24 protein-coding genes are annotated in these 25,499 nt (G+C 68.2%); 15 read left to right on the forward strand and 9 right to left on the reverse strand.

Annotation, left to right across the window (positions count from 1 at the left end; genetic code table 11):
• Positions 1-207 precede the first annotated feature (207 nt).
• The 6 genes from Q331_RS0114895 (at position 208) to mutL (ending at position 8,573) form a co-directional block, all read left to right on the forward strand.
• A complete protein-coding gene (locus Q331_RS0114895; protein ID WP_026381333.1) occupies positions 208-1,074 on the forward strand; it encodes a TIGR01459 family HAD-type hydrolase in 867 nt (288 codons plus the stop codon).
• 24 nt (positions 1,075-1,098) lie between these two features.
• Entirely contained in the window at positions 1,099-2,118 is a 1,020-nt protein-coding gene (locus tag Q331_RS21910; RefSeq protein WP_156953375.1) for a bifunctional riboflavin kinase/FAD synthetase, read from the forward strand.
• A 189-nt stretch (positions 2,119-2,307) separates the two neighbouring features.
• Positions 2,308-5,223 carry an isoleucine--tRNA ligase gene (gene ileS, locus Q331_RS0114905; protein ID WP_026381334.1) on the forward strand — a complete coding sequence of 972 codons (2,916 nt, stop codon included), beginning with the start codon at positions 2,308-2,310 and terminating at the stop codon, positions 5,221-5,223.
• Positions 5,224-5,260: 37 nt separating this feature from the next.
• The gene (gene lspA / locus Q331_RS0114910) at positions 5,261-5,746 is read left to right on the forward strand and encodes a signal peptidase II (RefSeq protein ID WP_026381335.1); all 486 of its coding nucleotides are present in this window, start codon (positions 5,261-5,263) and stop codon (positions 5,744-5,746) included.
• A 151-nt stretch (positions 5,747-5,897) separates the two neighbouring features.
• Positions 5,898-6,551, forward strand: a complete 654-nt coding sequence (locus Q331_RS0114915; protein WP_026381336.1) for a hypothetical protein — start codon at positions 5,898-5,900, stop codon at positions 6,549-6,551.
• A gap of 171 nt (positions 6,552-6,722) precedes the next feature.
• On the forward strand, positions 6,723-8,573 hold the full coding sequence (gene mutL, locus Q331_RS0114920; RefSeq protein ID WP_026381337.1) for a DNA mismatch repair endonuclease MutL: 1,851 nt from the start codon (positions 6,723-6,725) through the stop codon (positions 8,571-8,573).
• A 13-nt stretch (positions 8,574-8,586) separates the two neighbouring features.
• Here mutL and rsmD read toward each other — a convergent pair whose 3' ends face one another.
• Together rsmD and Q331_RS21915 are read right to left on the reverse strand one after the other, a co-directional pair.
• Positions 8,587-9,141 carry a 16S rRNA (guanine(966)-N(2))-methyltransferase RsmD gene (rsmD, locus tag Q331_RS0114925; RefSeq protein ID WP_026381338.1) on the reverse strand — a complete coding sequence of 185 codons (555 nt, stop codon included), beginning with the start codon at positions 9,139-9,141 and terminating at the stop codon, positions 8,587-8,589.
• On the reverse strand, positions 9,116-10,138 hold the full coding sequence (locus Q331_RS21915; RefSeq protein WP_211098091.1) for a pseudouridine synthase: 1,023 nt from the start codon (positions 10,136-10,138) through the stop codon (positions 9,116-9,118). The genes rsmD and Q331_RS21915 overlap by 26 nt, the downstream gene beginning before the upstream one ends.
• 45 nt (positions 10,139-10,183) lie before the next feature.
• On the opposite strand from Q331_RS21915, the gene Q331_RS0114935 reads away from it, so the two are divergent.
• Positions 10,184-10,636: a nucleoside deaminase gene (locus Q331_RS0114935; protein ID WP_026381339.1), complete on the forward strand. Its 453-nt coding sequence runs from the start codon at positions 10,184-10,186 to the stop codon at positions 10,634-10,636.
• Positions 10,637-10,652: 16 nt separating this feature from the next.
• Positions 10,653-11,318, forward strand: a complete 666-nt coding sequence (gene catB, locus Q331_RS0114940) for a type B chloramphenicol O-acetyltransferase (RefSeq protein WP_026381340.1) — start codon at positions 10,653-10,655, stop codon at positions 11,316-11,318.
• 57 nt (positions 11,319-11,375) lie between these two features.
• Here the strand turns inward: catB and Q331_RS0114945 are convergent, their stop codons facing one another.
• The 3 genes from Q331_RS0114945 to purD form a co-directional block, all read right to left on the reverse strand.
• Positions 11,376-11,729 carry a DUF1428 domain-containing protein gene (locus Q331_RS0114945; RefSeq protein ID WP_026381341.1) on the reverse strand — a complete coding sequence of 118 codons (354 nt, stop codon included), beginning with the start codon at positions 11,727-11,729 and terminating at the stop codon, positions 11,376-11,378.
• A gap of 182 nt (positions 11,730-11,911) precedes the next feature.
• On the reverse strand, positions 11,912-12,805 hold the full coding sequence (locus Q331_RS21920) for a patatin-like phospholipase family protein (RefSeq protein ID WP_051631207.1): 894 nt from the start codon (positions 12,803-12,805) through the stop codon (positions 11,912-11,914).
• Between the two features lie 224 nt (positions 12,806-13,029).
• Positions 13,030-14,298, reverse strand: a complete 1,269-nt coding sequence (gene purD / locus Q331_RS0114955; RefSeq protein WP_026381342.1) for a phosphoribosylamine--glycine ligase — start codon at positions 14,296-14,298, stop codon at positions 13,030-13,032.
• Between the two features lie 119 nt (positions 14,299-14,417).
• Here purD and ubiA point away from each other — a divergent pair, with 119 nt between their 5' ends.
• On the forward strand, positions 14,418-15,380 hold the full coding sequence (gene ubiA, locus Q331_RS0114960; protein ID WP_051631208.1) for a 4-hydroxybenzoate octaprenyltransferase: 963 nt from the start codon (positions 14,418-14,420) through the stop codon (positions 15,378-15,380).
• 56 nt (positions 15,381-15,436) lie between these two features.
• Here the strand turns inward: ubiA and Q331_RS23165 are convergent, their stop codons facing one another.
• Positions 15,437-15,964 carry a hypothetical protein gene (locus Q331_RS23165; protein ID WP_156953376.1) on the reverse strand — a complete coding sequence of 176 codons (528 nt, stop codon included), beginning with the start codon at positions 15,962-15,964 and terminating at the stop codon, positions 15,437-15,439.
• 213 nt (positions 15,965-16,177) lie between these two features.
• Between Q331_RS23165 and Q331_RS21930 the strand changes: the two genes are divergently transcribed.
• From Q331_RS21930 to lpxK, 6 genes are read left to right on the forward strand one after another with little or no spacing between them, the layout of a single operon-like run.
• Positions 16,178-17,032, forward strand: coding sequence for a 3'(2'),5'-bisphosphate nucleotidase CysQ (locus tag Q331_RS21930; RefSeq protein ID WP_051631210.1), 855 nt, complete (start codon positions 16,178-16,180; stop codon positions 17,030-17,032).
• Between the two features lie 14 nt (positions 17,033-17,046).
• Positions 17,047-17,295, forward strand: a complete 249-nt coding sequence (locus tag Q331_RS0114980) for a DUF4170 domain-containing protein (protein ID WP_026381345.1) — start codon at positions 17,047-17,049, stop codon at positions 17,293-17,295.
• On the forward strand, positions 17,285-19,126 hold the full coding sequence (locus tag Q331_RS0114985; RefSeq protein ID WP_051631211.1) for an ABC transporter ATP-binding protein: 1,842 nt from the start codon (positions 17,285-17,287) through the stop codon (positions 19,124-19,126). The genes Q331_RS0114980 and Q331_RS0114985 overlap by 11 nt, the downstream gene beginning before the upstream one ends.
• Positions 19,127-19,131: 5 nt before the next feature.
• The gene (locus Q331_RS0114990) at positions 19,132-19,830 is read left to right on the forward strand and encodes a lysophospholipid acyltransferase family protein (RefSeq protein WP_026381347.1); all 699 of its coding nucleotides are present in this window, start codon (positions 19,132-19,134) and stop codon (positions 19,828-19,830) included.
• Positions 19,831-19,859: 29 nt separating this feature from the next.
• Positions 19,860-21,161 (forward strand): 3-deoxy-D-manno-octulosonic acid transferase, encoded by a 1,302-nt coding sequence (locus Q331_RS0114995; RefSeq protein ID WP_034492483.1) that lies wholly within the window; start codon positions 19,860-19,862, stop codon positions 21,159-21,161.
• A gap of 4 nt (positions 21,162-21,165) precedes the next feature.
• Positions 21,166-22,185, forward strand: coding sequence for a tetraacyldisaccharide 4'-kinase (gene lpxK, locus Q331_RS0115000; RefSeq protein WP_026381349.1), 1,020 nt, complete (start codon positions 21,166-21,168; stop codon positions 22,183-22,185).
• A 6-nt stretch (positions 22,186-22,191) separates the two neighbouring features.
• On the opposite strand, the gene Q331_RS0115005 is transcribed toward lpxK, so the two are convergent.
• The 3 genes from Q331_RS0115005 to Q331_RS0115015 form a co-directional block, all read right to left on the reverse strand.
• Complete coding sequence (locus tag Q331_RS0115005) at positions 22,192-22,410, reverse strand: DUF2093 domain-containing protein (protein WP_026381350.1); 219 nt, start codon at positions 22,408-22,410, stop codon at positions 22,192-22,194.
• Between the two features lie 56 nt (positions 22,411-22,466).
• Entirely contained in the window at positions 22,467-24,329 is a 1,863-nt protein-coding gene (locus Q331_RS21935) for a monovalent cation:proton antiporter-2 (CPA2) family protein (RefSeq protein WP_051631212.1), read from the reverse strand.
• A 542-nt stretch (positions 24,330-24,871) separates the two neighbouring features.
• The gene (locus Q331_RS0115015) at positions 24,872-25,387 is read right to left on the reverse strand and encodes an invasion associated locus B family protein (protein ID WP_026381351.1); all 516 of its coding nucleotides are present in this window, start codon (positions 25,385-25,387) and stop codon (positions 24,872-24,874) included.
• Between the last annotated feature and the right edge of the window lie 112 nt (positions 25,388-25,499).

Genomic DNA, 25,499 nt, shown 5'->3' on the forward strand with positions numbered 1-25,499 from the left:
TGGCGCCTCGCGCGCGCCGTTGGCGCCTCGCGCGCGCCGTTGGCGCCTCGCGCGCGCCGCTGGCGCCTCGCGCGCGCCGGTGGCGCCTCGCGCGCGCCGGTGGCGCCTCGCGCCCGATTGACGGGCGCGCAAGGAGCGGCTAGGCGCGGCCGGAAGCTGCAGCGATCGCGGCCCCCGCTTTCCTCGGGCCAAGCGCGAAAGAGGCTCATGCACGCAAGAGAGATATCGGGTCTGGCGGAGATCGCCCCCGCCTACGAGGCGGTGCTGTGCGACGTCTGGGGCGTCATCCACAACGGCGTTTCCGCCTTTGCCGGCGCCGTGGAGGCGCTCGCCGCCTTCCGCAGGCAGGGCGGCAAGGTGGCGCTGATCACCAACGCGCCGCGTCCGCACGGTCCGGTGCGCGAGCAGCTGCAGAGCCTCGGCGCCGGAGAGGAGGCCTATGACGAGGTCGTCACCTCCGGCGACGTGACCCGCGACATCCTCGCCGAATTCGCCAGGCGCGGCGGCATCCATCATATCGGCCCGGACCGAGACCTTTCCCTCTACGACGGGCTGGGGGTGGAACTGGTTGGCCCGCAGGAGGCCGTGGCCGTTTCCTGCACCGGCCTTGCCGACGACCGGGTGGAGACGCCGGGCGACTATCGCGACCTTCTGGTGCGGCTCGCCGAGCGCGACCTTCCCATGGTCTGCGCCAATCCAGACGTCATCGTGGAGCGCGGCGGCGTGCATGTCTGGTGCGCCGGCGCGCTGGCGGAGATCTACGAGGAGCTCGGGCGGAAGGTCATCCGCGTCGGCAAGCCCTATGCGCCGATATATGACGCCGCGCTTGCCGCCATCGGCCATCCCTCGCGCGACAAGGTGCTGGCCATCGGCGATGCGCTTCACACCGATATCCGCGGCGCCAACCAGGCCGGCATCGACTGCCTGATGGTGACGGCCGGCATCCATGCCGCCGAATTCGGGCCGGCCCATCAGCCGGAGCCGGAGAAGGTGCGCCAGCGTCTTGCCGACGAGGAGCGGCATGTCGTGGCCTATCTGCCCTATCTCGCCTGGGGTAAGGCGACGGCGAAATGAAGCGGCGCGGCTGACAAACTGTCCATGACGATGCCCTCCTTCTCGCTCGCCGTCCTCAACGATGCGCCCGCCGCCTTCCGCGGCGCCGTCCTCGCCATCGGCAATTTCGACGGCATGCATGAAGGCCATCAGGCGGTGCTCGCCGCCGCCGAGGCCGAGGCGCAGCATCTTTCCGCCCCTTGCGTCATCCTCACCTTCGAGCCGCATCCAAGAAGCTTCTTCGCGCCGGCCACGCCGCTCTTTCGCTTGACGCCGGCGGCGCTGAAGGCCTCCGTCGCCGCCGCCCACGGCATTTCAGGCATGCTGGTGGCCCGCTTCGATGCCGCCTTCGCCGCCACCGAGGCGGAGGAGTTCGTGCGCGCCGTCTTGGTGGAAAAGCTCGCCGCCCGCCATGTCGTCACCGGCTACGATTTCCATTTCGGCCATCAGCGAAGGGGCACGCCGGATTTCCTGAAGCGCCAGGGCGTCCTCAATGCCTTCGGCGTCACCGTCGTCGACAAGCATGGCGACGAGGCCGGCGCCGTCTCTTCCAGCCGCATCCGCGAGGCCCTGCGCGAGGGCCGTGTGGAGGAGGCGCGCGAGCTCCTCGGCTGGGATTTTTCGCTCGTCGGCCGGGTGATTGCGGGCGACAAGCGCGGCCGCGACCTCGGATTTCCGACCGCGAATATGGCGCTTAATGCCACCTGCGGCTTACGGCACGGCATCTATGCGGCGCGCTATACCCGGCCCGACGGCAGCGTTCACGATGGTGTGGCGAGCTACGGCCGCCGGCCGACCTTCGACAATGGCGCGCCGCTGCTTGAGACCTTTCTCTTCGGCTTTTCCGGCGAGCTTTACGGCGAGATGGGCCTTGTCTCGCTGATCGGCTGGATACGCGGCGAGGAGCGCTTCGACAGCGCCGAAGCGCTGATTTCCCGCATGCACGAGGACGCCGCCGCCGCCCGCGCCATCCTCGCCGCCCGGCCGCAGCGCGATCTCGACCGCCGCATCGCCGCCGCCTGGCCGAGGGTGGAGCGCCAGGCCGAGGCGGCGGGTCTCGCCTGAAAGGCTGGGGCATCGCCCCCGCTTTTCATTCCCCCGCGGCTCCGCTACAAGCGCGGCCATGCACGGCAGCTTCACGGCGCAGTTCCGAATTAGCCGCCCGGCCTCCATCTAGGGGGCCGGGATTTCCGCTCGCCGCCATGGCGGGCAACGACGCGCCCTTTTCCGAACGATGAAGCTCAGGACCAGACGATGAGCGAGACCGATACCGCCGTCAAAGAGGCGGGACGCGATTATTCCAAGACCCTGTTTCTGCCCAAGACCGAATTTCCCATGCGCGCCGGCCTGCCCAAGAAGGAGCCGGAGATCATCGCGCGCTGGGAGAATATGGACCTTTACGCCCGCCACCGGCAGGCGGCGAAGGGGCGGGAGAAGTTCATCCTCCATGACGGCCCGCCCTACGCCAACGGCCATATCCATATCGGCACCGGCCTCAACAAGATCCTCAAGGACGTCATCGTCCGCTCGCGCCAGATGATGGGCTTCGACGCCAATTACGTGCCGGGCTGGGACTGCCACGGCCTTCCCATCGAATGGAAGATCGAGGAGGAGCTGCGCGCCAAGGGCAAGTCGAAGGATAGCGTCGACAAGGTGACCTTGCGCAAGATGTGCCGCGACTTCGCCACCCATTGGATGGCGGTGCAGACGGACGAGTTCAAGCGCCTCGGTGTCGTCGGCGACTTCAAGAATCCCTATACGACGATGAGCTTTTCCGCCGAGGCGATCATCGCCGGCGAGCTTTTGAAATTCGCCCGCTCAGGCCAGCTTTATCGCGGCTCCAAGCCGGTCATGTGGTCGGTGGTGGAGAAGACGGCGCTCGCCGAGGCGGAGGTGGAGTACCAGGATTACGAATCCGACACCGTCTGGGTGAAGTTTCCGGTTCTGGACGGACCGCTCGCCGGCGCCTCCGTCGTCATCTGGACGACGACGCCCTGGACCATCCCCGGCAACCGCGCCATCGCCTATGCCGCGCGTATCGCCTACGGTCTTTACGAGGTCACCGAAGCGCCGGAAGATAACTGGGCGAAGCCCGGCGACAGGCTCGTCCTTGCCGACGCGCTCGCCGCCGAGACTTTCGAGAAGGCGCGCGTTTCCGGCTATCGGCGCCTTTCCGACGCCGATCCGTCCTCAATCTCCGCCTGCGCCCATCCTCTCCGCGAGGCCGGCCTCGGCGGCTATGATTTCGACGTGCCGATGCTGGAGGGCGAGCATGTCGCCGACGATGCCGGCACCGGCTTCGTCCACACCGCGCCCGGCCATGGCCGCGAGGACTTCGAGGCGTGGATGGAGAACGCCCACGCTCTGCGCGGGCGCGGCATCGACACGGCGATCCCCTATACGGTCGATGCGGACGGCGCCTTCACCAAGGACGCGCCGGGCTTCACCGGCATCCGCGTCATCGACGACAAGGGCAAGAAGGGCGAGGCCAACAAGGCGGTGATCGAGGCGCTCGTTGCCGCCGGCATGCTGCTCGCCCGCGGCCGCCTGAAGCACCAATATCCGCATTCCTGGCGCTCCAAGAAGCCGGTCATCTTCCGCAACACGCCGCAATGGTTCGTCTATATGGACGAGCCGATCGAGGGCACCGACACCTTGCGCCAGCGCGCGCTCGCCGCCATCGAGGCGACGCGCTTTTATCCGCCCGCCGGCAAGAACCGGCTGCGCGGCATGATCGAGCACCGGCCCGACTGGGTGCTGTCGCGCCAGCGCGCCTGGGGCGTGCCGATCGCCGTCTTCGTCAACAAGCAAACCGGCGAGCTTCTGTCCGACGCCGCCGTCGACGCGCGCATCGTCAACATCTTCGCCGAGGAGGGCGCCGATGCCTGGTTCGCCGAGGGCGCCAAGGCGCGCTTCCTGGGCAACGATTACGATCCGGAAGAATGGGAGAAGGTCGACGACATCCTCGATGTCTGGTTCGATTCCGGCTCAACCCATGCCTTCGTCCTGAAGCAGCGCGAGGATCTGAAATGGCCGGCCGACCTTTATCTGGAAGGCTCCGACCAGCATCGCGGCTGGTTCCATTCCTCGCTTCTTGAGAGCTGCGGCACCACCGGCCGCGCCCCTTACGAGGCGGTGCTGACGCATGGCTTCGTCATGGCCGAGGACGGGCGCAAAATGTCGAAATCGCTCGGCAACCAGGTGACGCCGCAACAGGTGATCGAGCAATCCGGCGCCGACATTCTGCGCCTGTGGGTGGTCTCCTGCGACTATGCGGAGGATCTCAGAATCGGACCGGAGATCCTGAAGACCAACGCCGACGCCTATCGCAAGCTGCGCAACACCATCCGCTGGATGCTGGGCACGCTCGCCCATTACCGGCCGGACGAGGAAGTGGCTTTCGACGACATGCCGGAATTGGAGCGGCTGATCCTTTCCGGGCTCGCCCGCCTCGATGAGACGGTGGGCCGCGCCTACGAGGCCTACGACTTCAAGCGCGCCTTCTTCGCCATCTTCAACTTCATGACCATCGATCTTTCGGCGGAGTATTTCGACATTCGCAAGGACGCGCTCTATTGCGACCCGATTTCCTCCGAGCGCCGCCGCGCCGCGCTCACCGTCATCGACCGGCTCTTCAAGGCGCTGGTGAAATGGCTCGCCCCGTTGCTGCCCTTCACCGCCGAGGAGGCCTGGACCTCGCGCTACGGCGACAAGGCCTCGGTGCATCTGGAGCTTTTCCCCGAAGTGCCGGGCGCCTGGCGCGACGAGAAGCTGGAGGCGCGCTGGGAGGAGATCTGGAATGTCCGCCGCGTCCTCATGGGGGCGCTGGAGGTGGAGCGGCGCGACAAGCGTCTCGGCTCCTCGCTGGAGGCGGCGCCGATCGTCTATGTGGAGGACGAGGCTCTCTCAAAGACGCTCGACGAGATCGATCTGGCCGAGATCGCCATCACCTCCGCGGTGGAGCTGAGAAAGGGCGAGGCGCCGCATCAGGCCTTCCGCCTGCCGGAGGTGAAGGGCGTCGCCGTGATGCCGGCCATGGCCCGCGGCAGGAAATGCGCGCGCTCCTGGAAGATCTCGCCCGATGTCGGCGCCGACCCGGATTATCCCGATCTGACGCCGCGCGATGCCGCCGCGATGCGCGAATATGAGCGCGCCGAGCGCGTCGGATGAGTGCCGCGCGGCGCCTCGCGAGGGATCGGAACCGTCGATGAGCCCTTTCAGGCTGGGCGCCATCGCCGCCGTCATCGCCTTGGCGATCGATCAGGCCTTCAAGCTTGCCATGCTCGGGCCCTACGCCATGGCCGAGAAGGGGCGCATCGCCGTCGCCCCCTTTCTCGATCTCATTCTCGTCTGGAACCGCGGCGTCAGCTATGGCCTTCTGGAGCAGGGAAGCGAGGCGGGAAGGTGGCTCTTGATCGCCATCGGCCTCGCCGGGGCGGGGCTGTTTTCGTACTGGCTGTGGCGCGCCGACCGGGTTTTGCCGGCGCTTTCCCTCGGCCTCATCATCGGCGGGGCGCTCGGCAACGTCATCGATCGTATCGCCTACGGCGCCGTGGCAGACTTCTTTCTCATCCATATCGGCGCTTTCGAATGGTACGTCTTCAACCTCGCCGATGTGTGGATTGTGGCCGGTGTCATCGGCATGATCCTGGCTTGGCTGACCGAGCGCCCTCAAAATGCCAGAAAATCGTGAAAGGCCATTCCTATCGACGGTGATAGGCTGCCTGTGGTAAGCCGCATCGGCGAAAGGGGTGGAAGAGGCATGCGCCCTCGCGGCGCATTTCAGGCGCGTCAGGTCGGGCAAGATTTCGGCGCGCCGGCGAAGGCAAAGGGGTAGAGGTCTCATGGCGAAATCGGCCGCGCAACCTGCGCTGAGGCGCGTTCCGGCGGCGCTTGCTCTCATCGGCGGCGCTGCGCTGCTTGTTGGTGGCTGCTCCTCATCCACCACCTATGGCACCGGGCAGGCGCCGGAAATGGCCGTGTTCTCCGAGCTCGCCGGCGTCGGCGGGCTGAAGAAGAAAGAGCCGATCACATACAAGCCGCGCTCGCCGCTGGTCATGCCGCCGGAGCAGGCGGAGCTGCGTCCGCCCGTCGACGAGCCTGAGGTGCGCACGGCGCAATGGCCGGGCAGTGGCCAGCCCAATCCGGGCGGCAACGTGCAGCGGCCGAACGACCCACATGACAACAACGCCCGCGACGACCTGACGCCGGAATATGTGGCGAGCCTGAAGCCGCTCGGCGCCCTGTCGCAGCCGCGTTCTGGTGGCATCGACGACACCGCCGAGCGCATCAACGCCAAATACGAGGTGATCGGCAACGACAAGGCGCGCCGCGCCTATCGCGACGCGCTGGCCGACGCCAAGGGCATCGGCAGCACCGAGCGCCGCTACCTCACCGATCCGCCGGAGAAGTATCGCCAGCCGGCGGAGGGCGCCCCGGTCGATCCGGACGGCGTGACGAGTGACGACGGCAACTTCGTCACCCGCCTCTTCCGCTGATAGCCGTCGAGTTGGCTGCGTAAGGCGCCTATCCCGAGCCTGTGCGGGCGGGGGCAGCGCCCCTTTTGCCACCTCATGTGAGATCCGCCCCTTCAAGAAGCCGCCCCTTTTCAATTCGGGCGGCCTTCGCCAGACTCCTCCCGTCCGAATCCGCGCCAAGATGGAGTGAAGGTGGCGATCCGCGCCCTTCCCGAACACCTCGTCAACCGCATCGCCGCCGGCGAGGTGGTGGAGCGGCCGGCGAGCGCCGTCAAGGAGCTGGTGGAGAACGCCATCGACGCCGGCGCCGGCGCCATCGAGGTGGTGACGGCCGCTGGCGGCAAGAGCCTCATCCGCGTCAGCGACGATGGCGTCGGCATGGACCGGGCCGACCTCGCCGCCTGCGTGGAGCGCCATTGCACCTCCAAGCTGCCGGATGAGGATCTGTCGCGCATCGCCTCGCTCGGCTTTCGCGGCGAGGCGCTTGCCTCCATTGGCGCGGTTGCAAGGCTTGAGATCGTCAGCCGGCATGAGAGCGAGCCGCATGCCTGGCGCCTCCTCGTCGACGGTGGCAGGAAGGAAGGCCCGGCCCCGGCGGCGCATGCGCGCGGCACCAAGGTGGAGGTGCGCGACCTCTTCTTCGCCACGCCCGCGCGGCTGAAATTCCTGCGCACCGACCGGGCCGAGGCGAGCGCCGTCGCCGATGCCACGCGCCGCATCGCCCTTGCTCATCCCGGCATCGGTTTCACCGTCGCCGAGGCGGAACGCAGGCCGCTCAATTGGCCGGCGCGCGCCGATCTTCTCTCCCGCCTCGCCGATTGCATGGGCGAGGATTTCGCCGCCAACGCCGTGCCGGTCGAAGGCGAGAAGGAAGGTTTGCGCCTTTCCGGCTTCGTCTCCCTGCCGACCTTCTCCCGCGCCAATTCCCTTTCCCAGTTTGTCACCGTCAACGGCAGGGCGCTGCGCGACCGGCTCCTTTCCGGCGCCATCCGCGCCGCCTATGCCGATGTCCTCATGCAGGGCCGCCACGCCATGCTCGCCCTCTTCCTTCAGGTTCCGCCGCAAGAGGTCGACGTCAACGTCCATCCGATGAAGGCGGAGGTGCGCTTTCGCGATCCCGGCCTGGTGCGCGGGCTCGTCATCCGCGCCATCCGCGAGGCGCTTTCGGCGCATGGCTTCCGCCCCACCACCGCCGCGGCGGGGGCGACCCTCGCCGCCTTCCGGCCCGGCGGGGGAGGGGGCGGGCAGGCTGCCCCTTCGCCAGGCACCGCCCGTCCTTTTGCCGCGCAGGGCGCCGCGCCTGGCTGGCAGGGCTGGGCCGCGCCCGAGCCTGGCCCGGCGAGCGCGGCGGAGGAAATACCGGTGCCGGCCGGCTTTGCCGAGACCGGCCAGGCGGTCTTTCGCGACGACCGGCCGAGCGCGGAGTTCCGCGCCGTCGATGGCGGGAGCGACGAGGCGCTCGGCTTTCCGCTCGGCGCCGCGCGCGCCCAGCTGCACGAGAATTACATCGTCGCCCAGACGGCCGACGGGCTCGTCATCGTCGACCAGCACGCCGCCCATGAACGCATCGTCTACGAGCGGCTGAAGGCGGGGCTGGCGAAGAAGGCCGTGGCGAGCCAGATGCTGCTCATCCCCGAGATCGTCGAATTGCCGGCGGGCGACGTGGAGCGCCTTGCCGCCCGCGCCGGCGAGCTCGCCGAGCTCGGCCTCGGCCTGGAGCCTTTCGGGCCGGGCGCCATCGCCGTCACCGAGACGCCGGCGCTTCTCGGCGAGGTCGATGCCCGTTCCCTCATCCGCGACATTGCCGACGATCTGGCCGAATTCGACGCCTCCACGCGCCTTGAGGAGCGCCTTCACCATGTCGCCGCCACCATGGCCTGCCACGGCTCGGTGCGCTCCGGCCGCCGCCTCAAGGGCGAGGAGATGAACGCGCTCCTGCGCCAGATGGAACAAACGCCCAATGCCGGCCAGTGCAACCACGGCCGCCCGACCTTCGTGGAATTGAAGCTCGCCGATATCGAGCGGCTTTTCGGCAGAAGATGAGGAAGGCGAGGTTTCAGCCGGCTTTCAGGATAAGAAGCTGGCTGTCGCCCGCCGCGCGCTTGTCGAGAAGCTCAAAGCCTTCCGGCAGCGCCACCTCCGCCTTGGCGCTTTCCTCCAGAACGGCGATGGCGCCCGGCGTCAGCCAGTTCCCGGCGCGCGCCGCGGCGAGCGCCTTTTCCCCGAGCCCCTTGCCGTAGGGCGGGTCGCAGAAGGCAAGCTCGAAGGGCTTCATGGTGCCGGCCGCTCCGAGCCTTGTGGCATCGCGCCGGAAGAGGCGGGTCGCGCCGGTGAGGCCGAGGCTTTCGATGTTCTTGCGGATGAGCGCGCGCGCCTCAGCCCCTTCCTCCACGAAGAGCGCATAGGCGGCCCCGCGCGAGATGGCTTCCAGGCCGAGCGCCCCGGTGCCGGCGAAGAGGTCGAGGACGCGGCATCCCTCCGCCGGCATGCCGTGGCGGTGCTGAAGGATGGAGAAAAGGCTCTCCCGCAGCCGGTCCGAGGTTGGCCGGATGGTCTGGGATTTCGGTCCGGCGAGCGGACGGCCGCTAAGCCTTCCGCCGACGATGCGCATGCCGTCTCTTCTCGCCCCTGCCGGCAGCCTCGCCGGCCCCCTCGCCGGCCCGGTGCGGACGCGGCGGCCTTTTCGCTCCCGGCCGCTTCTCGCCTTCCTTGCCGGCGGGCCGGCGTTTTTCTTCCCGCTCCGTCTCGCGCAGCGGCGCGGCAAAATCGGCGCCGGCGGCCTTAATCAGCCTGGCGCCGAGCTGCTCGCGCAGGATGCGCGCCGGCACCTCCTTCACCGCGCCGACAGCGAGGTCGCCGAGCTGGAACGGGCCGTAGGAGATGCGGATGAGCCGGTTCACCTGCAGCCCCAGATGCTCCAGCACCTTCTTCACTTCCCGGTTCTTGCCTTCCCTGAGGCCGAGCGTCAGCCAGACATTGCCGCCCTGCTGGCGCTCCAGCGCCGCCTCGATGGGCCCGTAGAGCATGCCCTCCACGGCGATGCCCTTCTTCAGCCCGTCGAGCGTCTCCTGGGCAATGCGTCCATGCGCGCGCACCCGGTAGCGCCGCAGCCAGCCGGTGGAGGGCAGTTCCAGGATGCGGGCGAGCCCGCCATCGTTGGTCAGAAGCAGGAGGCCCTCCGTGTTGATGTCGAGCCGGCCGACGGAGACGAGCCGCGGCAGGCCCGCCGGTAGGGCGGCGAAGACGGTGGGGCGACCTTCCGGGTCGCGCTGCGTGGAGACGAGCCCCTTCGGCTTGTGAAACAGGAAGAGGCGGCTCCTCTCGCGCTCGGCGAGCGGCGCCCCGTCGACGAGGATATGGTCCTTCTCCGTGACCGTCACCGCCGGGGTCACAAGCACCTTGCCGTTGACGGCGACCCGGCCCGCCGCGATCCATGTCTCCGCCTCGCGCCGCGAGCACAGCCCCGCCCGCGCCATGACCTTGGCGATGCGCTCGCCCTTGCCGGGCTCGCCTTTGGGGGCGATGCGCTCGACCTTGCCGGACGCGTCTTTGGCGGACGGTTTTCGTTCCGGAGATGATGTCGGTTTGTGCGGCTTGTGCGCGGGCATGGCGCTGCTCTAGCAGAGGCCCCGCAGCTAGGCGAGAGTGAGGCGATGAAAGACAGCTCCTTCATGGCGGCCGCCTTGGATGAGGCGAGGGCGGCGGCGGCGCGCGGCGAAGTTCCGGTCGGCGCCGTCCTCGTCAAGGACGGCGAAATTCTCGCCCGCGCCGGCAACCGCACGCTCGCCGACCGCGATCCGACTGCCCATGCGGAGATGCTGGCGATCCGCGGGGCGGCCGAACGGCTCGGCTCGGAGCGGCTCGTCGGCGCCGACCTCTATGTGACGCTGGAGCCTTGCCCCATGTGCGCGGCGGCCATCAGCTTCGCCCGCATCCGCCGGCTCTATTACGGCGCGGGCGATGAGAAGGGCGGCGCGGTCGACCATGGCGTGCGCCTGTTCGCCAGCCCCAGCTGCCATCATCGCCCCGAGGTCTATTCGGGTCTTGCCGAGCGCGAGGCGGGCGAATTGCTGCGCGGTTTCTTCCGCGCCCGCCGTCCAACCTGACTGGAAAGAAACATCCATGCTGAACGTCTTCGACAGCCCCTTCAAGGGCGTTCCCATCGCCGAGCAGGTGCGCAACCGCAATATCGAGGTCGGCCGCTACAGCTACTATTCCGGCTACTACCACGGCCATCCCTTCGAGGAATGCGTGCGCTACCTCGCCCCCGACCGCGACGACGTCGACCGGCTGATCATCGGCAGCTTCTGCTCCGTCGGCACCGGCGCCGTTTTCATGATGGCCGGCAATCAGGGCCACCGGAACGACTGGATCTCAACCTTCCCGTTTTTCTACCAGGCGGAGGCGGAGCCGGCCTTCGGCGGCGCGCTGGACGGCTTTCGCCGCGCCGGCGACACCGTCATCGGCCACGATGTGTGGATCGGCGCCGAGGCGATGGTGATGCCCGGCATCTGCGTCGGCGACGGGGCGATCATCGCCAGCCGCGCCGTCGTCACCCGTGACGTGGAGCCCTACACCATCGTCGGGGGAAATCCGGCACGCCCGATCCGCAAGCGCTTTGCGCAGGAGGAGATCGCCCTTCTCCTTCAGATGCGATGGTGGTCCTGGCCTCTTGAGCGCATCGGCGAGGAAATGCCTGGCCTGTGCTCCGGCGATGTGAGGGGCGTTCATGCCCGTTGGCGGCGATGGCGGGAGGCCGTGCCCGGCGAGGCGGGAGAGGAAGGCTGACGCGGCGTTCCCTCAAAACGAGCCGGTGGGGCGCTGCCGGCTCGTCCGGGCGCCGGTTCAGGCCTCCAGAATGACGTCGAAGCCGCCGAAGATCATGCGGCTGCCGTCGAAGGGCATCGGATTGTTCTCCGCGCTCATGCGCGGATCGGCCATGAGCTTCTGCCAGCCGGCATCGCGCGCCGCCTTTGACGGCCAGGTGATCCAGGAAAACACGACCGTCTCGTCGGGCTTGCGCATCACCGCGGAATGAAGCGAGTTCAGCTTTCCCTCCGGCACGTCCTCGCCCCAGCATTCCACCACCGAGAGCGCCCCGACTTCCTTGAACAGGCTCGCCGCCCGTTCCGCGTGTTTCAGGAAGGCTTCCTTGTTGGCGGTGGGCACCGCCGCCACGACGCAATCGACATAGCTCATTCTGGCTTCCTTTCCTTGCCGTTGCAGGCGGCCCGAAGGCCGGCGTCGCTGCGCCTCGCGCTCCGCGGCGCCAAATCTCTACCGCTGCCGGGACCCTGCTCGTGATATAGGTTGATGTCAACGTATATTCGTGGAGCCGTGAGATCCCGCGGTAGAACGCTTCCAGCAAGGTATGACATGCTCTAATGGGCAAGCCCGATCGCCGGCACGGGCACGCCGATATGCGCCGGCTCGCGCTCGAACGGCGAATCGATGATGTGCTCCATGCGCCGCTTCAGGTCGTCCTTCAAAGGCTCGTTCATCGCCAGGATCTGCTCCGTCCTCAGGAAGTCGAGGACGAAGAAGTCGTTGATCTTCGGGCGGAAGAGGATGTCCGGCTTGCGCCGCTTCAGCTTTTCCGCCTGCACCGCCTGCATGGAGATCTGCGCCGTGCCGATGATCGTCTCCAAAAGGCCGGGCATCTTGTCCGGCTCGCCCGTCGGCCCGCCGGCGACATCGGAGGCGATGACGATATCCTGGCCGAGGCACAGGTCGATGGGCAGCGGATTGACGGCGCCGCCGTCGATCTGCAGGCGCCCGTTGATGGGAACGGGCTTGAAGACGGAGGGAATGGCGATGGATGCGGCCACCGCCGGGCGGATGGGCCCCGAATCCAGCACCGTCTCGCACCAGCCGTAGAAATCGCAGGAGACGACCTTGAGGGGGATCGGCAGCTCCTCGAAGGTCTCCGGGGCGCGCTCGATGCCGGGAACGAAGTTCTCCAGGATGATGAGCGGATCGAACTGCGCCTGCAACAGGCGCCCGCGGAAGATGTCGCCGACGCCGATCGGCCGCGCCTGCCACAGCCGGGCGTAGACTTCCCGTTTCTGGGAGAAGAATTCCAGCGTGTTCTCGCGCATCTCCCGGCCCGACATGCCGCTGGCATAGCCGAGGCCGATGATGGCGCCGATGGAGGTTCCCGCGATCAGCGCCGGCTTGATGCCGAGCTCGTCGAAGACCTCGCAGACGAGGATATGGGTCATCCCCCTGGCGCCGCCGCCGCCGAGAACGAGGCCGATATTATGGTTCGAGCTCATGAATGTCTCCGCCCCGGATTGGCCGCCGTCTCGCGCGATTGTCTACCGCTCCGCCCTTCCTTCACAATCAAGATTTGAGACGAATCCTAACGGCCGGGCATGAAGGTTTTGCGAATCCGGGATCGGCCGCCAGGATCGGGCGGGCGCGGCTTTAGATGGTGACGCGCCGGCGCGGCGGCAAGCTGCGCGCGAAAAGGCCGCCGCCGAGACGTGCGGGCCTCCGGCTAAGCCGAGGCGGCCGGCGCCAGCGCCCTTGCGCCGATATCGGAGCGGCTGAAGCCTTGCGGCCAGTCGATGCGCGCCGCCGCCTCGTAGGCGCGCGCCCGCGCCTCGGCGATATCGCGGCCGAGCGCCGTGACGTTGAGCACCCGCCCGCCTGCGGCGACGAGCCGGCCGTCCTCGCGCCGCGTGCCGGCATGGAAAACGGTGACGCCTTCGACCGCCTCGGCCGCCTCCAGGCCTTTGATTTCGCTGCCCTTGTCGTAGGCGCCGGGATAGCCCTTGGAAGCGAGGACGACGGTGAGCGCGGCCTGCGCGCGCCAGTCGATGGCGGCGCCGGCGAGCCTGCCGGTGGCGGCGCGGTGAAGCAGCGGCAGGAGATCGCTTTCAAGCCGCGCCATCAGCACCTGGCATTCCGGATCGCCGAAGCGGACATTGTATTCAATCAGCTTCGGCCCGTCCTGCGTCATCATCAGCCCGGCATAGAGGACGCCGCGATAGGGCGTGCCGGCCGCTTCCATGGCCGCCAGCGTCGGCGTCACGATCTCCTCCATCGCCCGGCGCTGCAGCGCCGGCGAAAGCACCGGGGCCGGCGAATAGGCGCCCATGCCGCCGGTATTGGGGCCTTCGTCGCCGTCATAGGCGCGCTTGTGATCCTGCGCCGTGGCGAGCGGCAGCGCCGTCTTGCCGTCGGTGAGGACGAAGAAGCTCGCCTCCTCGCCGACAAGGCATTCCTCGATCACCGCTTTGCCGCCGGGTTCGGCGAAGATGGCGGAAAGCGCCGCCTGCGCCTCGGCATGCGTCGTGGCGACGGTCACCCCCTTGCCGGCGGCGAGGCCGTCCGCCTTGACGACGACGGGCACGGGCTGCGCCGCCAGATAGGCGAGCGCCGGCTGAAGGGCATCGAAGCTGGCGAAGGCGGCCGTGGGGATGCCGGCGCGCTGGCACAGCTCCTTGGTGAAGGTCTTGGAGCCTTCCAGCCGGGCGGCCGCGGCCGAGGGGCCGAAGGCGGCGATGCCGGCGGCGTGAAGCGCGTCGACGAGGCCGGCAACGAGCGGCGCTTCCGGCCCGACGACGACGAGATCGATATGTTCGGAGCGGCAAAAGGCGACGACCGCCTCATGCTCTTTCGCATCGAGATCGATGCATGTGGCGCAGCCAGCGATACCGGCATTGCCGGGGGCGGCGAAGAGCTTCGTCAGCTCCGGCGAGGCGGCCATCTTCCAGGCGAGCGCATGCTCGCGCCCCCCACTTCCCAGCAACAAAACCCGCACGAAAACTCCCCTTCTTCATCCGCGCGCGACCTAGCACGAAGCCGGTGACGGTGAAACGCCGCATCCTCGCGCGGCCGAAAAAGCTTGACGCCGGGGCCCGTCTACGGTGAGGGGAGGCCATGCTGGAAAAAGCTGGCCGAGGCACCGCGACCGCCGGTGCGCTGCCCGATTCGGTGGCGCGGCACTGGCTGGATCGCTATGCGCCGGATTGGCTGAAGCCCTATGGGCGGCTCGCCCGCTGGGACCGGCCGATCGGCTGGTGGCTGCTATTGTGGCCGTGCTGGTGGGCGGCGGCTCTGGCGGCGCTCGCCGCCGGCAACGCCTTCCCCTCCATCTGGCACCTTCTTCTCTTCTTCGTCGGCTCCGTCGCCATGCGCGGCGCCGGCTGCACCTATAACGACCTCGTCGACCAGGACATCGACGCCAAGGTCGCCCGCACCAGGGCGCGCCCGATCCCCTCAGGCGACGTCTCCTGGCAGAAGGCGCTTGTCTTTCTTGTCCTGCAATGCCTCGTCGGGCTGCTGGTTCTCGTCCAGTTCAACGCCTTCACCATTTTCCTCGGCTTCGCCTCGCTCGTCTTCGTGGCCGCCTACCCGTTCATGAAGCGGGTGACGCATTGGCCGCAGGTCGTGCTCGGCATCTCCTTTTCCTGGGGGGCGTTGGTCGGCTGGTCGGCGGTCTTCGGCTCGCTCGCCCTGGCGCCGGTGCTTCTCTACCTGGCCGCCATTTCGTGGACGATGGCCTACGACACCATCTACGCCCATCAGGACAAGGAGGATGACGCTCTCATCGGCGTCGGCTCCACCGCGCAGGTCTTCGGTGATTTCACCAAGCCGGCGCTGGCGGGCTTTTTCGCCCTGTCGATCCTGTTGATGGGAGCGGCCTTCGTTCTGGTGGACGCCAGCCTCATCGCCTTTCTGGCGCTGGCGGCGATGGCGGTGCAGTTCGCCTGGCAGGTGCTGACGCTCGACACCGACGACGCCGACACCTGCCTGGCCCGCTTCCGCTCCAACCGCGAGGCGGGCGCCATCGTCTTTATCGGCCTGTGCCTCGACGCGCTGGTGCGCGCCGCCTTCGGCTGATGTCGCTCAGATCGAGGTGAGGGGCCGCGTGCCTTCGCCGCCGGCCATGAAGCACTCTAGCCGCGGGCGATGATCTCGCGGGCCTGGATGGGCGTGACGTGGCGAATGAGCCCGACCTTGCGCCGCACCAGAAAGCGCGGGCGCTGCGCGTTCCGCAGCTTGCGGCGACGGATGTCGAGGATGCTTCCCGCCTCGATGCGCGACGTCACCCGGATCTCGCCGAGGAACGGGCGTGTGAGATGCGCCGCCAGCCGGTCGCGGAAGCGGCTCGCCTCGTCGAAGGTGAGGGTGTGGGCGAGCGTCACGCTGAGCGAGGGCTCAACATGCTCCAGCGTCAGCCGGTAGCCGCCGGCCTCCTGCCTGAGAAAGACCCGACCGAAATCGCGCACGGCGATGTCGACGAGGCCCGTCGGCTCTCCCTCCAGCCGGTTCAACACCACCCTGTCGCTGGCGAAGAAGATGGCGATCCTGGAACCGTCGCTCGTCTCGGCGGGATACCATTCGAATGCCTCAAAGAGCGCGGGCCGCCAACTGGGACGGCCCGCCTCTTCGGCAAGCCCCATATCACGCTCTGTCTGACGCATATTCTCTGGCCTTTTTGGCTCTATCGGCTTCTGATGAGCTTTCGATGCTGACATGACGAGCAAGATGACCTGGAGCCTTGGCGATTCGCTTAAAGAGCGTGGTTAAGAGGGCCTCTCCGTAACCTAGGGTAAGTAAAGCCTCAACGCCGGAAGAGAAAGTCTCAATACCCTGGGACATTGCGCCTGGCGTCAGGAACACGATATTGCAGTGCAATGAGAGCCATCGAGACGCATTCCGTTCCCCCTGCCGCCACGGCCGCCAATAGCGCCGACCGCGCCCTCCTTGAGGAGGCGGCCCGCGACGCCGGGCGGCTGGCCATGCGCCATTTCCGCAACAACCCGGAGACCTGGCACAAAGCCGGCGGCTCGCCCGTTTGCGTCGCCGACATGGAGGTGGATGCCTTCCTCTTCGCCGAGCTGCGGGCGGCGCGGCCCGATTACGGCTGGCTGTCGGAGGAGCGCGCCGACGATGCGGAGCGTCTGCGGCGCGAGCGCGTCTTCATCGTCGACCCGATCGACGGCACCCGCGGCTTTCTGGCCGGCGATCCCAATTGGTGCGTCTCCATCGCCATCGTCGCGCAGGGCCGCCCGCAGGCTGCCGCGCTTTTCGCCCCGGCGCTGGACCGGCTGATGACGGCCGCCATCGGCGAGGGAGCGAGCGAGAACGGCGCCGCCATCACCGTCAGCGAACGCGCCAGCCTCTCCGGCTGCGCCATCGCCGGCCCGACCTCCTGGCTGAAGAGCGGCCTTTGGGAGGGACATGCCGTGCGCGCCGGGCAGTATCTGCCCTCGCTCGCCTGGCGTTTCGCCAGCGTCGCCGACGCCACTTTCGACGCCGCCTTCGCCCGTCCGCGCGCCCATGACTGGGACCTTGCCGCCTGCGATCTTTTGGTGCACGAAGCCGGTGGCCGGCTGACCTCGCTTCATGGTCGCCCGCCGCTTTACAACCGCGCCGAATTGCGGCACGGAGCGCTGGCCGCGGCCAATCCGCGTTTGCATGGCGAGCTCGTCACGACGCTGACGCGGGTGGAAGAAGAGCGCGCCGCCGCTGGCAAGGCCGCCCGCTGACCCAAGAGCCGTTGATGAAATCTGCATCTGCCGACGAAAAGAGCGCCCAGCTTCTGCATCTCGTCTTCGGTGGCGAGCTCAGCGATCTGAAGGGCATCCGTTTCCGTGATCTCGACGGGCTCGATATCGTCGGCATCTACCCGAACTATGCCGAAGCGTACAAGGCATGGAAGGAGAAGGCGCAGATGACGGTCGACAATGCCCAGATGCGGTATTTCATCGTGCATCTGCACCGCTTGCTCGATCCCCAAGATGACAGCTGAGGACGGTCGCAAGCCGCATCTGGCGGTCGCCCCGGGGCCGGGCGCCGATACCCTCACCGTGGACGACATCTCCGCCACGGAGGTGATGCGCCGGCTGTTCCGCGAGATCTTGTGGCCGCATCGGCGCATCCTGGCGCTGGCCCTCGTGAGCATGGCGATCGGCGCCGCCACGGCCGGCGCCGTGCCCTTCCTCATCCAGGTCGTCGCCGACGAGGTTTTCGTCGCCAAGAACGAGCGGCTTCTCTATCTCCTGCCGATCGCCATCGTCGGCGTCATGGCTGTGCGCGGGGCGGCGGACTGGACCTCCAAGGTAACCGATGCCTGGCTCGGCAACGTCCTGGTGGCGGATTTGCGCATCCGCATGTTCGACACGCTCACCGCCGCCGATCTCGCCTGGGTGCAACGCACCCATTCCGGCCGTTTCGTCTCCGCCTTCGTCAACGACGCGCCGGTGGTCGACCGCGCCGCCGCCAAGACGATGACAGCGCTGGTCAAGGACGGCCTCACCGTCATCTTCTTGACCGGCGCCATGTTCTACATGGATTGGCGGCTCGCCCTGATGGTCGTCGCCGGCATGCCCTTCGCCTATCTCTTCCTGCGCAAGCAGAGGAAGCGCATCTCCGGTTCGGTACGCCGCTCGCTGAAGGAATCGGGCGACCTCGGCAGCCTGCTGACGCAGACCCTGCAATCCCTGCGCGTCGTCAAGGCCTATCGCCAGGAAAAGCGCGAGGCGGAACGTTTCCGCGTCATCGTCGACAACATCGTGCGCTATCTGATGAAGACGGCGCGCTCGCGCGCCGCCGTCGGCCCGGTGACGGAGGCGCTGTCGGGCGTGGGCATCGCCGCGGCCATCTTCTATGGCGGCTGGCAGGGCATCTACGGCACCGTCACGCTCGGCCATTTCGCCGGCTTCCTGACGGCGGCCATGCTCACCTATCCGCCGCTGCGCTCCGTGGCGCAGGCCCAGGCTCTCCTGTCGGAGGGCGTGACCGCGGCAAGCCGCATCTTCGCCATCATCGACCATGCCGCCACGGTGACGGAAAAGCCCGGCGCCAGGCCGCTCGCCGTGCCGAAGGGGCGCATCGTCTTCGAGAATGTCGGTTTCGCCTATGAGACCGGCGGCCCCGTCCTCGCCGATTTCGACCTCGTGGTGGAACCTGGCCAGAAGGTCGCGCTGGTCGGGCCGAGCGGGGCCGGCAAGAGCACCGTCCTCAATCTCGTCCTGCGCTTTTTCGATCCCACCAGCGGGCGCATCCTCATCGACGGCGAGGATATCCGCGACGCCACCTTGGCGAGCGTGCGCGCCGCCTCCGCCCTTCTCACCCAGGACCCGCTCCTCTTCGACGACACGGTGCGCGCCAACATCGCCTACGGCTCGGAGGATGCCGGCGAGCGCCGCATCGTGGAGGCGGCGCGCGCCGCCGCCGCGCACGATTTCATCATGCGCATGCCTGAGGGTTACGAGACCGTCGTCGGCGAAGGCGGCAACCGGCTCTCTGGCGGCGAGAAGCAGCGCATCGCCTTCGCCCGCGCCATGCTTCGCGACGCGCCGATCCTGCTTCTGGACGAGCCGACCAGCGCCCTCGACGCGGAAGCGGAGGCCAAGGTGCAAAAGGCCATGGAGGGGCTCCTGCGGGGCCGCACGGTGCTGATGATCGCCCACCGCCTGTCGACGGTGCAGCGCGCCGATGTCATCTGTGTCATGGAGCAGGGCTGCATCGTGGAGCGCGGCAGCCATGACGAGCTGATCGCCCGTGGCGGCGCCTATGCCAAGATGTTCCGCACCCAGTTCGTGGGAGAGGCGCCGAGCCTGGCCGTGGCGGGAAGCTGAGGCCGATGCTGAAGAAGCTTGGCCGCAACGCCTTCCTGACCGCTCTTCTCGGCCGCCTGCTGGCGGCCTATCTGAAGCTTGTCCGCGTCACCACGCGTTTTGCCACCGAGCCGGCCGATCCTTATATCCATATCGACGACAAGATGCCGATCATCGCCACCTGCTGGCACGGCCATCATCTTCTGGTCGGTCTGATGCGCAGGTCAGGCCACGAATTCGCCGTCCTCGTCTCGCGCTCCGCGGACGGGGCCATCAACGCCGCCGCGGCCGAAGGCATGGGCCTGAAGGTCATTCGCGGCTCTGGGGGACGCAACCGGTTGAAGACGGTGAAGAAGGGCGGGGCGGTCGGCTTCCTCAGCATGTTGGGCGCCCTGAAGGAAGGGACCTCCGTGGCGCAGACCGCCGACGTGCCGCGCGGCGTTGCCCGCCGCTGCGGCGAGGGCGTCGTCAAGCTGGCGCAGCATTCCGGCCGTCCCATCGTGCCGGTGGGAGTGGCGACGAAGTTCCGCCTCGACTTGCCGAGCTGGGACCGGGCGCGCCTTCCCCTGCCTTTCGGACGCGGCGGCTTCGTCATCGGCGAGCCGATTTTCGTGCCTGAGGCGGCCGGCGAGGAGGAATTGGAGGCGACCCGCCAGAAAGCCGAGCGCGCCCTCGACGACGCGCTGCGCCGGGCCGAGCTTCTGGCGGGCATTTCCCATGGTTGAGGTCTGGGCCCATGGCTGAGGTCCGGCCCATGGCTGAAGTCTGGGATCGCCTCGCCATCGGGGCATGGCGCAGCGCCGGCCATGTGCTGCAGCCGGCGGCGGGCATCATCCTGCGCGAGCGCGAGCGCCGCGGCAAGGAAGAGAGCAAGCGGCTGGCGGAGCGGCGCGGACAGGCGAGCCGGCGCCGCCCGCCGGGGCCGCTCGCCTGGGTGCATGCCGCCTCCGTCGGCGAGACCAACGCCGCCCTGCCGCTGGTCGCCGGCTTGCAGGAGCGGGGCCTTGGCATCGTTCTGACCACCGGCACCGTCACCTCCGCCGCCATCGCCGCCAGCCGACTTGAGGCGGGCGCCGTGCATCAATATGCGCCCCTCGACGTGCCGGTCTTCTGCGACCGCTTCCTGCGCCATTGGCGGCCCGATCTCGCCGTCTTCGTGGAATCGGAATTGTGGCCGACGGCCATGGACGAGCTCTACCGGCGCTCCGTTCCGCTCGTCCTCATCAATGGGCGCATGTCGGAGCGCTCCTATCGCCGCTGGCGCCAAAGCGGCGTCATCGGCCGCACCATCATGCGCCGCATCGGCCTTTGCCTCGCCCAGACCGGGGACGACGCGGCGCGTTTCCGCGAACTCGGCGTCGGCGAGGTCGTCGTCACCGGCAATCTCAAATTCGACGTGCCCGAGCTTGCCGCCCCGCAAGGCGAGATGTCGGCCTTTCGCGCCGCCATCGGCGCGCGCCCGGTCTTTCTGGCCGCCAGCCTGCATCCTGGCGAGGACGAGATGGCGCTTGCCGCCGCCGAAAGGCTGCGCGCGGAGCGGCCCGAGCTTTTCACCATCATCGCGCCGCGCCATCCCGAGCGCGCCGCCGACATTGCCGCCCTGGCGGCGCAACGCGGGCTTTCCGCTCGCCTGCGCTCAGAAGGCGCCTTGCCGGACGCGGGCACCGAGCTCTTCATCGCCGACACGATCGGCGAGATGGGGCTGTGGTACCGCCTCGCCGACATCGCCTTTCTCGGCGGCACCCTGGTGCCGCATGGCGGTCAGAACCCGATCGAGCCGGCCAAGCTCGGCGTCCCGGTTCTGCACGGGCCGCATACGGCCAATTTCGCCGGGATCTTCGCCATGCTGAAGGCGGCCGGCGCCACCGTCGCGATCGCCAGCGCCGAAGAGCTGGGCGAGCATGCCGCCTCGCTGCTGGCCGACCCGGCCCGGCGCCAGCGCCTCGCAGCCGCCGCCTCCTCCTGCGTGGAAGGCTCCGCCGGCGCGCTGGAGCGCAGCCTTGCCGCGCTGTCGGCCTATCTGCCCGCCGCTCCGGCGGGGCATGCGGGCGGCTGAGCGCATGCGGGCGCCTTCCTTCTGGTGGCGCAAGGGTGCCTGGCAGGCGGCGGCGCTCTCTCCTTTCGGTTTCGCCTATGGTCTTGTCGCTGGCGCGCGCATGCGGCGAGCCGGTGCGGCGGCGCCGAAGCCGGTTCTGTGCATCGGCAATTTCGTCCTCGGCGGCGCCGGCAAGACGCCGCTCTGCCTTGCCATCGGCGCGCTCGCACAGCGCCACGGCTTGCGGCCGGGCTTTCTCACCCGCGGCTATGGCGGCGCCGAGGCGGGACCGCTGCGCGTCGATTTGCGCAAGCATTCCGCCGAGGAGGTGGGCGACGAGCCGCTGCTTCTGGCCGAGCGCGCCGTGACGGTGGTGGCCAGGGATCGGGTCGCCGGCGCAAGGGCTCTCGCCGAAGCCGGCGTCGACCTCATCGTCATGGATGACGGTTTCCAGAATCCGAGCCTGAACAAGGATGTCTCGCTGATCGTCGTCGACGGCGCCCGCGGCCTCGGCAATGGCGGGGTTTTCCCGGCCGGTCCCCTGCGCGCCCCGCTCGCCGCACAGCTTGATCTCGCCGACGCTGTCCTCGTCATGGGCGAGGGCGAGCCGGGAGAGGCGGCCGCCGGGCGCGCCCGCGCTGCCGGCCTGCCGGTCTTTTCCGCCGCCCTGCGCCCGAGCGGCGCGGCCGATTGGGCTGGGGCGCCGCTTCTCGCCTTCGCCGGCATCGCCGCGCCGCAGCGCTTCTTCGCTTCGCTTCAGGCCGCCGGCGCCAGCATCGGCGAGCGCCGCGCCTTCGCCGATCACCACCCCTATAGCGAAGCCGACGCCCAGGCTCTCCTGGAGCTCGCCGAGGCGAGGGGCCTTGTCCCGGTGACGACGGAAAAGGACGCCGTGCGCCTGAGGGGCGCGCATGGCGCGCGCGCCGCGCTCTATGCGCGGGCGAAGGTGTTCGGGGTGGAAGCGAGGCTCGCCGAGGAGACGGCCCTGTGGGCATGGCTTACCGAGCGGCTCGCTCTCGTTGCGCCCGCCGGCGGCGACGCCTGAGCCGCCTCAGCCCTTCTTCAGCTCCAGTTCCCGCTGCAGGGAGGCGCTCGCATCGGCATAGGCCTCCTGCCGGTCGACGCTCCAATAGCGCAATTCCGACAAGGGGATGTGCATGCCCGTCACGGCGCAGGTGACGAAGCCTCCCGGCACGATCACCTGGAAGTCGCCGTCCAGATAGCGGATTTTCGCCTCGCCGCCGCGGCCCGCGCCTTCAAATCGGTTCATGGCCTTCTTCCTAGAGGGATTTCGCGTTGATTTGAAGCGCTCCTTCCGCACCGGCTTCAGGCCCGCTCCGCCTCGCGGCTCGGCGGCGGCCCGTCGTCGTCCTCTTCCTCGTCGAGCGGGCCGCGATGCTTTTCGGGCGGCACCAGCGGTTCCGGCTCCACCGGCGGGTGCATCAGGTGCCGTCCGGAGGTGAGGTCGCCGCTGCGCTGCCAGGCGAGCCTTTCCGCGTCGCGCCGGCGCACATCGGCGAGCGTCTCCTCCACCTCGCCGCGGTCCAGGCCGAGCGCCTTCAGCGCCTCGCCGCCGAAGGTGAGCGCCGATTCGTAGGTCTCGCGCAGCTCGTAATCGACGCCCTTCTCAATCAGCTCCAGCGTATGCGCCCGGTCCCAGGCGCGCGCATAGATCTCCGCCTGGTCGAATTGCTTCACCAGGATGTCGACGATGCGGCTGGTGGTTTTCGCCTCGTCGACGCACACGCAGATGAGCTTGGCATCCTCCGCGCCGGCGGCGCGCAGGACGTCGATGCGCGTGCCGTCGCCGAAATAGATGCGGAAGCCGAAGCGGGCCGCCTGGCGGATGCGCTCCGGATTGGCCTCGATGATGGTCACGTCGATACCGCGCGCCAGGAGCACCTGGCTGACGATCTGTCCGAAGCGGCCGAAGCCGATGACCAGCACCTCGCCGCCGGCGCCCTCGAAATCCTCCTCCATCTCCTCCTCGTCCTCCTCAACCAGGAGGAACTTCGACAGCCACAGCGATAGAGGCGTCAGGGCCATGGAGATGGTGACGATGGCGGCCACGAAGGAGGTCTCGGAGGGCCACAGCGCCCGCGCCGCCGCCGCGGAGGTGAACAGGACGAAGGCGAACTCGCCCGCCTGCGGCAACAGCGTCGCCGTTCGCACCGCCGTGTTGTGCCCGGCGCCGAAAAGGCGGCTCAGCCCGTAGAGGATGAGCCCTTTGACGATCAGCACCATCGGCACGACGAGGGCGATTTTCCACCAGGCGAAGATGACGCTGGTGAGGTTGATCGACATGCCGACGGCCATGAAGAAGAGGCCGAGCAGGAGGCCGCGGAACGGCTCCACATTCGCCTCCAGCTCGTGGCGGAAGGAGGAATCGGCGAGCATCACCCCGGCGATGAAGGCGCCCATGGCCATCGACATGCCGGCCATGTCCATCACCGCCGCCGCGCCGAGCACGACGAGAAGCGCGGCCGCCGTCATGATCTCGCGCGCCTTGGTGGCGGCGAGCAGCCGGAACATGGGGTTGAGCAGAAAGCGGCCGGCAAGCAACAGCAAGCCGGTGGCGGCGACGAGCTTGGCGATCTCGATGAGGCCCGACGAGGCGACGCTATCGAGGCTTCCCGGCGACAAGAGCGGCACCAGCGCCAACAGCGGCACGATGGCGATGTCCTGGAAAAGCAGGATGGCGAAGCCCTTCTGGCCGTAGGGACGGTTCAGGTCGTTCCGTTCGGAAAGAATCTGCATGCCGTAGGCCGTCGACGACATGGCGAGGCCGAAGCCGATGATCAGCGCCGGCTCGATACGCCAGCCAAAGAGGAAGAAGAGCAGGCTGAGGACGATCCCGGTGAGGCCGACCTGGGCCGCACCGAGGCCGAAAATGTCGGCGCGCATCGTCCACAGCCGCGCCGGCCTGAGCTCCAGGCCGATGATGAACAGGAACATCACCACGCCGAGCTCGGAGACATGCAGGATCTGTTCCGGGTCGGAGATGAGGCCGGCGAGCGGGCCGATGACGACGCCGGCGGCGAGATATCCGAGCACCGAGCCGAGGCCGAGGCGTTTGGCGATGGGCACCGCGAGCACCGCCGCGCCGAGCAGGATCAGGGGCTCGGCGAAGAGCACGGCATTGGTGGCGCCAGTCGCCTCGGCGACGGCTTCGACGGGTGAAGCGGCCATTCAACCTCGGCCTAATGGGGTTTCGTCAGAGGAATATAGACTAGAGCGTGCCATGCCTTGCTGGAAGCAGTTCTGTTTTGGTTTCGGCGAGGCGCGCGCCAGGAGAGACGCGCAGCGCGATGCGGGGTATCGGGCGAGCGGCTCGACGCAGCGAGCGCCCGCCGAAACAAAACCCGCCCACTGGAATCTCAACGGCGGGCCGGGGGCTTTTGCGCCCAATCCTTCGGCGCCCGGCTCGTCCGCAGCCCCCGCTACGGCCTCGCCAATCCCCTCGCCCTTGCCGCAAAATCCCCGCGGCAGAACGCATCCATCAAGGTATGACGCGCTCTAGCGGCCTGCGCCTGAAGAGGCCGTTATCGTCGCCAAGCTGACCTTCACGAGGGATTCTAGGCCCCTTGCGCGCTCCGCCAAGGCGATGATTGCCGCCGGCGGGCACGCGGCGCAAGGCGCCTCGTCTCTCTTCGTCCGCGCAGCACAGGCCGTTCGGCGGGTCTGCCGCCGAATGTGAGGTTCACCAGCGCGCGGCGGTCCCTTCGGCGCCGTCAGGGCAGAACCGCGTAGCCTTCCTTGAAGCCGGCAAGCGAGATCGGGATGCCGATGCCTTCTTCCGGCGTCTGGAAGATGATGAAGGTCGCGGTCTGTCCGGCGCTCAGCTTGCCGAGCAGCTCCTCGTCCATGATCACCTCGGCGACGCAGCCATTGGGCAGGCAGCGCACGAAGCCGGCGCTGCCGAGGTTTTCCTCGTCGATTCGAAGGCCGAGGCCGCGCGGCAGCAAGACGCCGAGCGGCGCCAGCACCCGCAGGATGCGCGCCTGTTTGTCCGCTGTCTTCAGCACAATGACGGTGAGCCCGACATTCTGCCTGTCCTCGGCGGTGACGAACTGCATGACGACGCATTGCTCGTTCTGCGCCCCGGGCGGGGTATCGCAGCGCACCTCCCAATCGCCGTGCGTGGATTTGACCGCGCCCTGCGCCAGTGCCGCGCCGGAAGAGAACGTGCCGGCGAGGAAAACGGCGGTGGCGATGAGGCAGAACGACAAGGAAACGGGAAAGCGCAAGAGCGGCAACCTTCTAGGACGGCGGTCCCGGCCGCCTCATAACGCATTTATCGCCCGAGCGGTAGCAGAGCGCTCCGCACGGTTCAAGGAAACGCTCCCGCTGCGCGCTTTC

It is taken from the genome of Afifella pfennigii DSM 17143 (assembly GCF_000688515.1).
Classification (GTDB): domain Bacteria; phylum Pseudomonadota; class Alphaproteobacteria; order Rhizobiales; family Afifellaceae; genus Afifella; species Afifella pfennigii.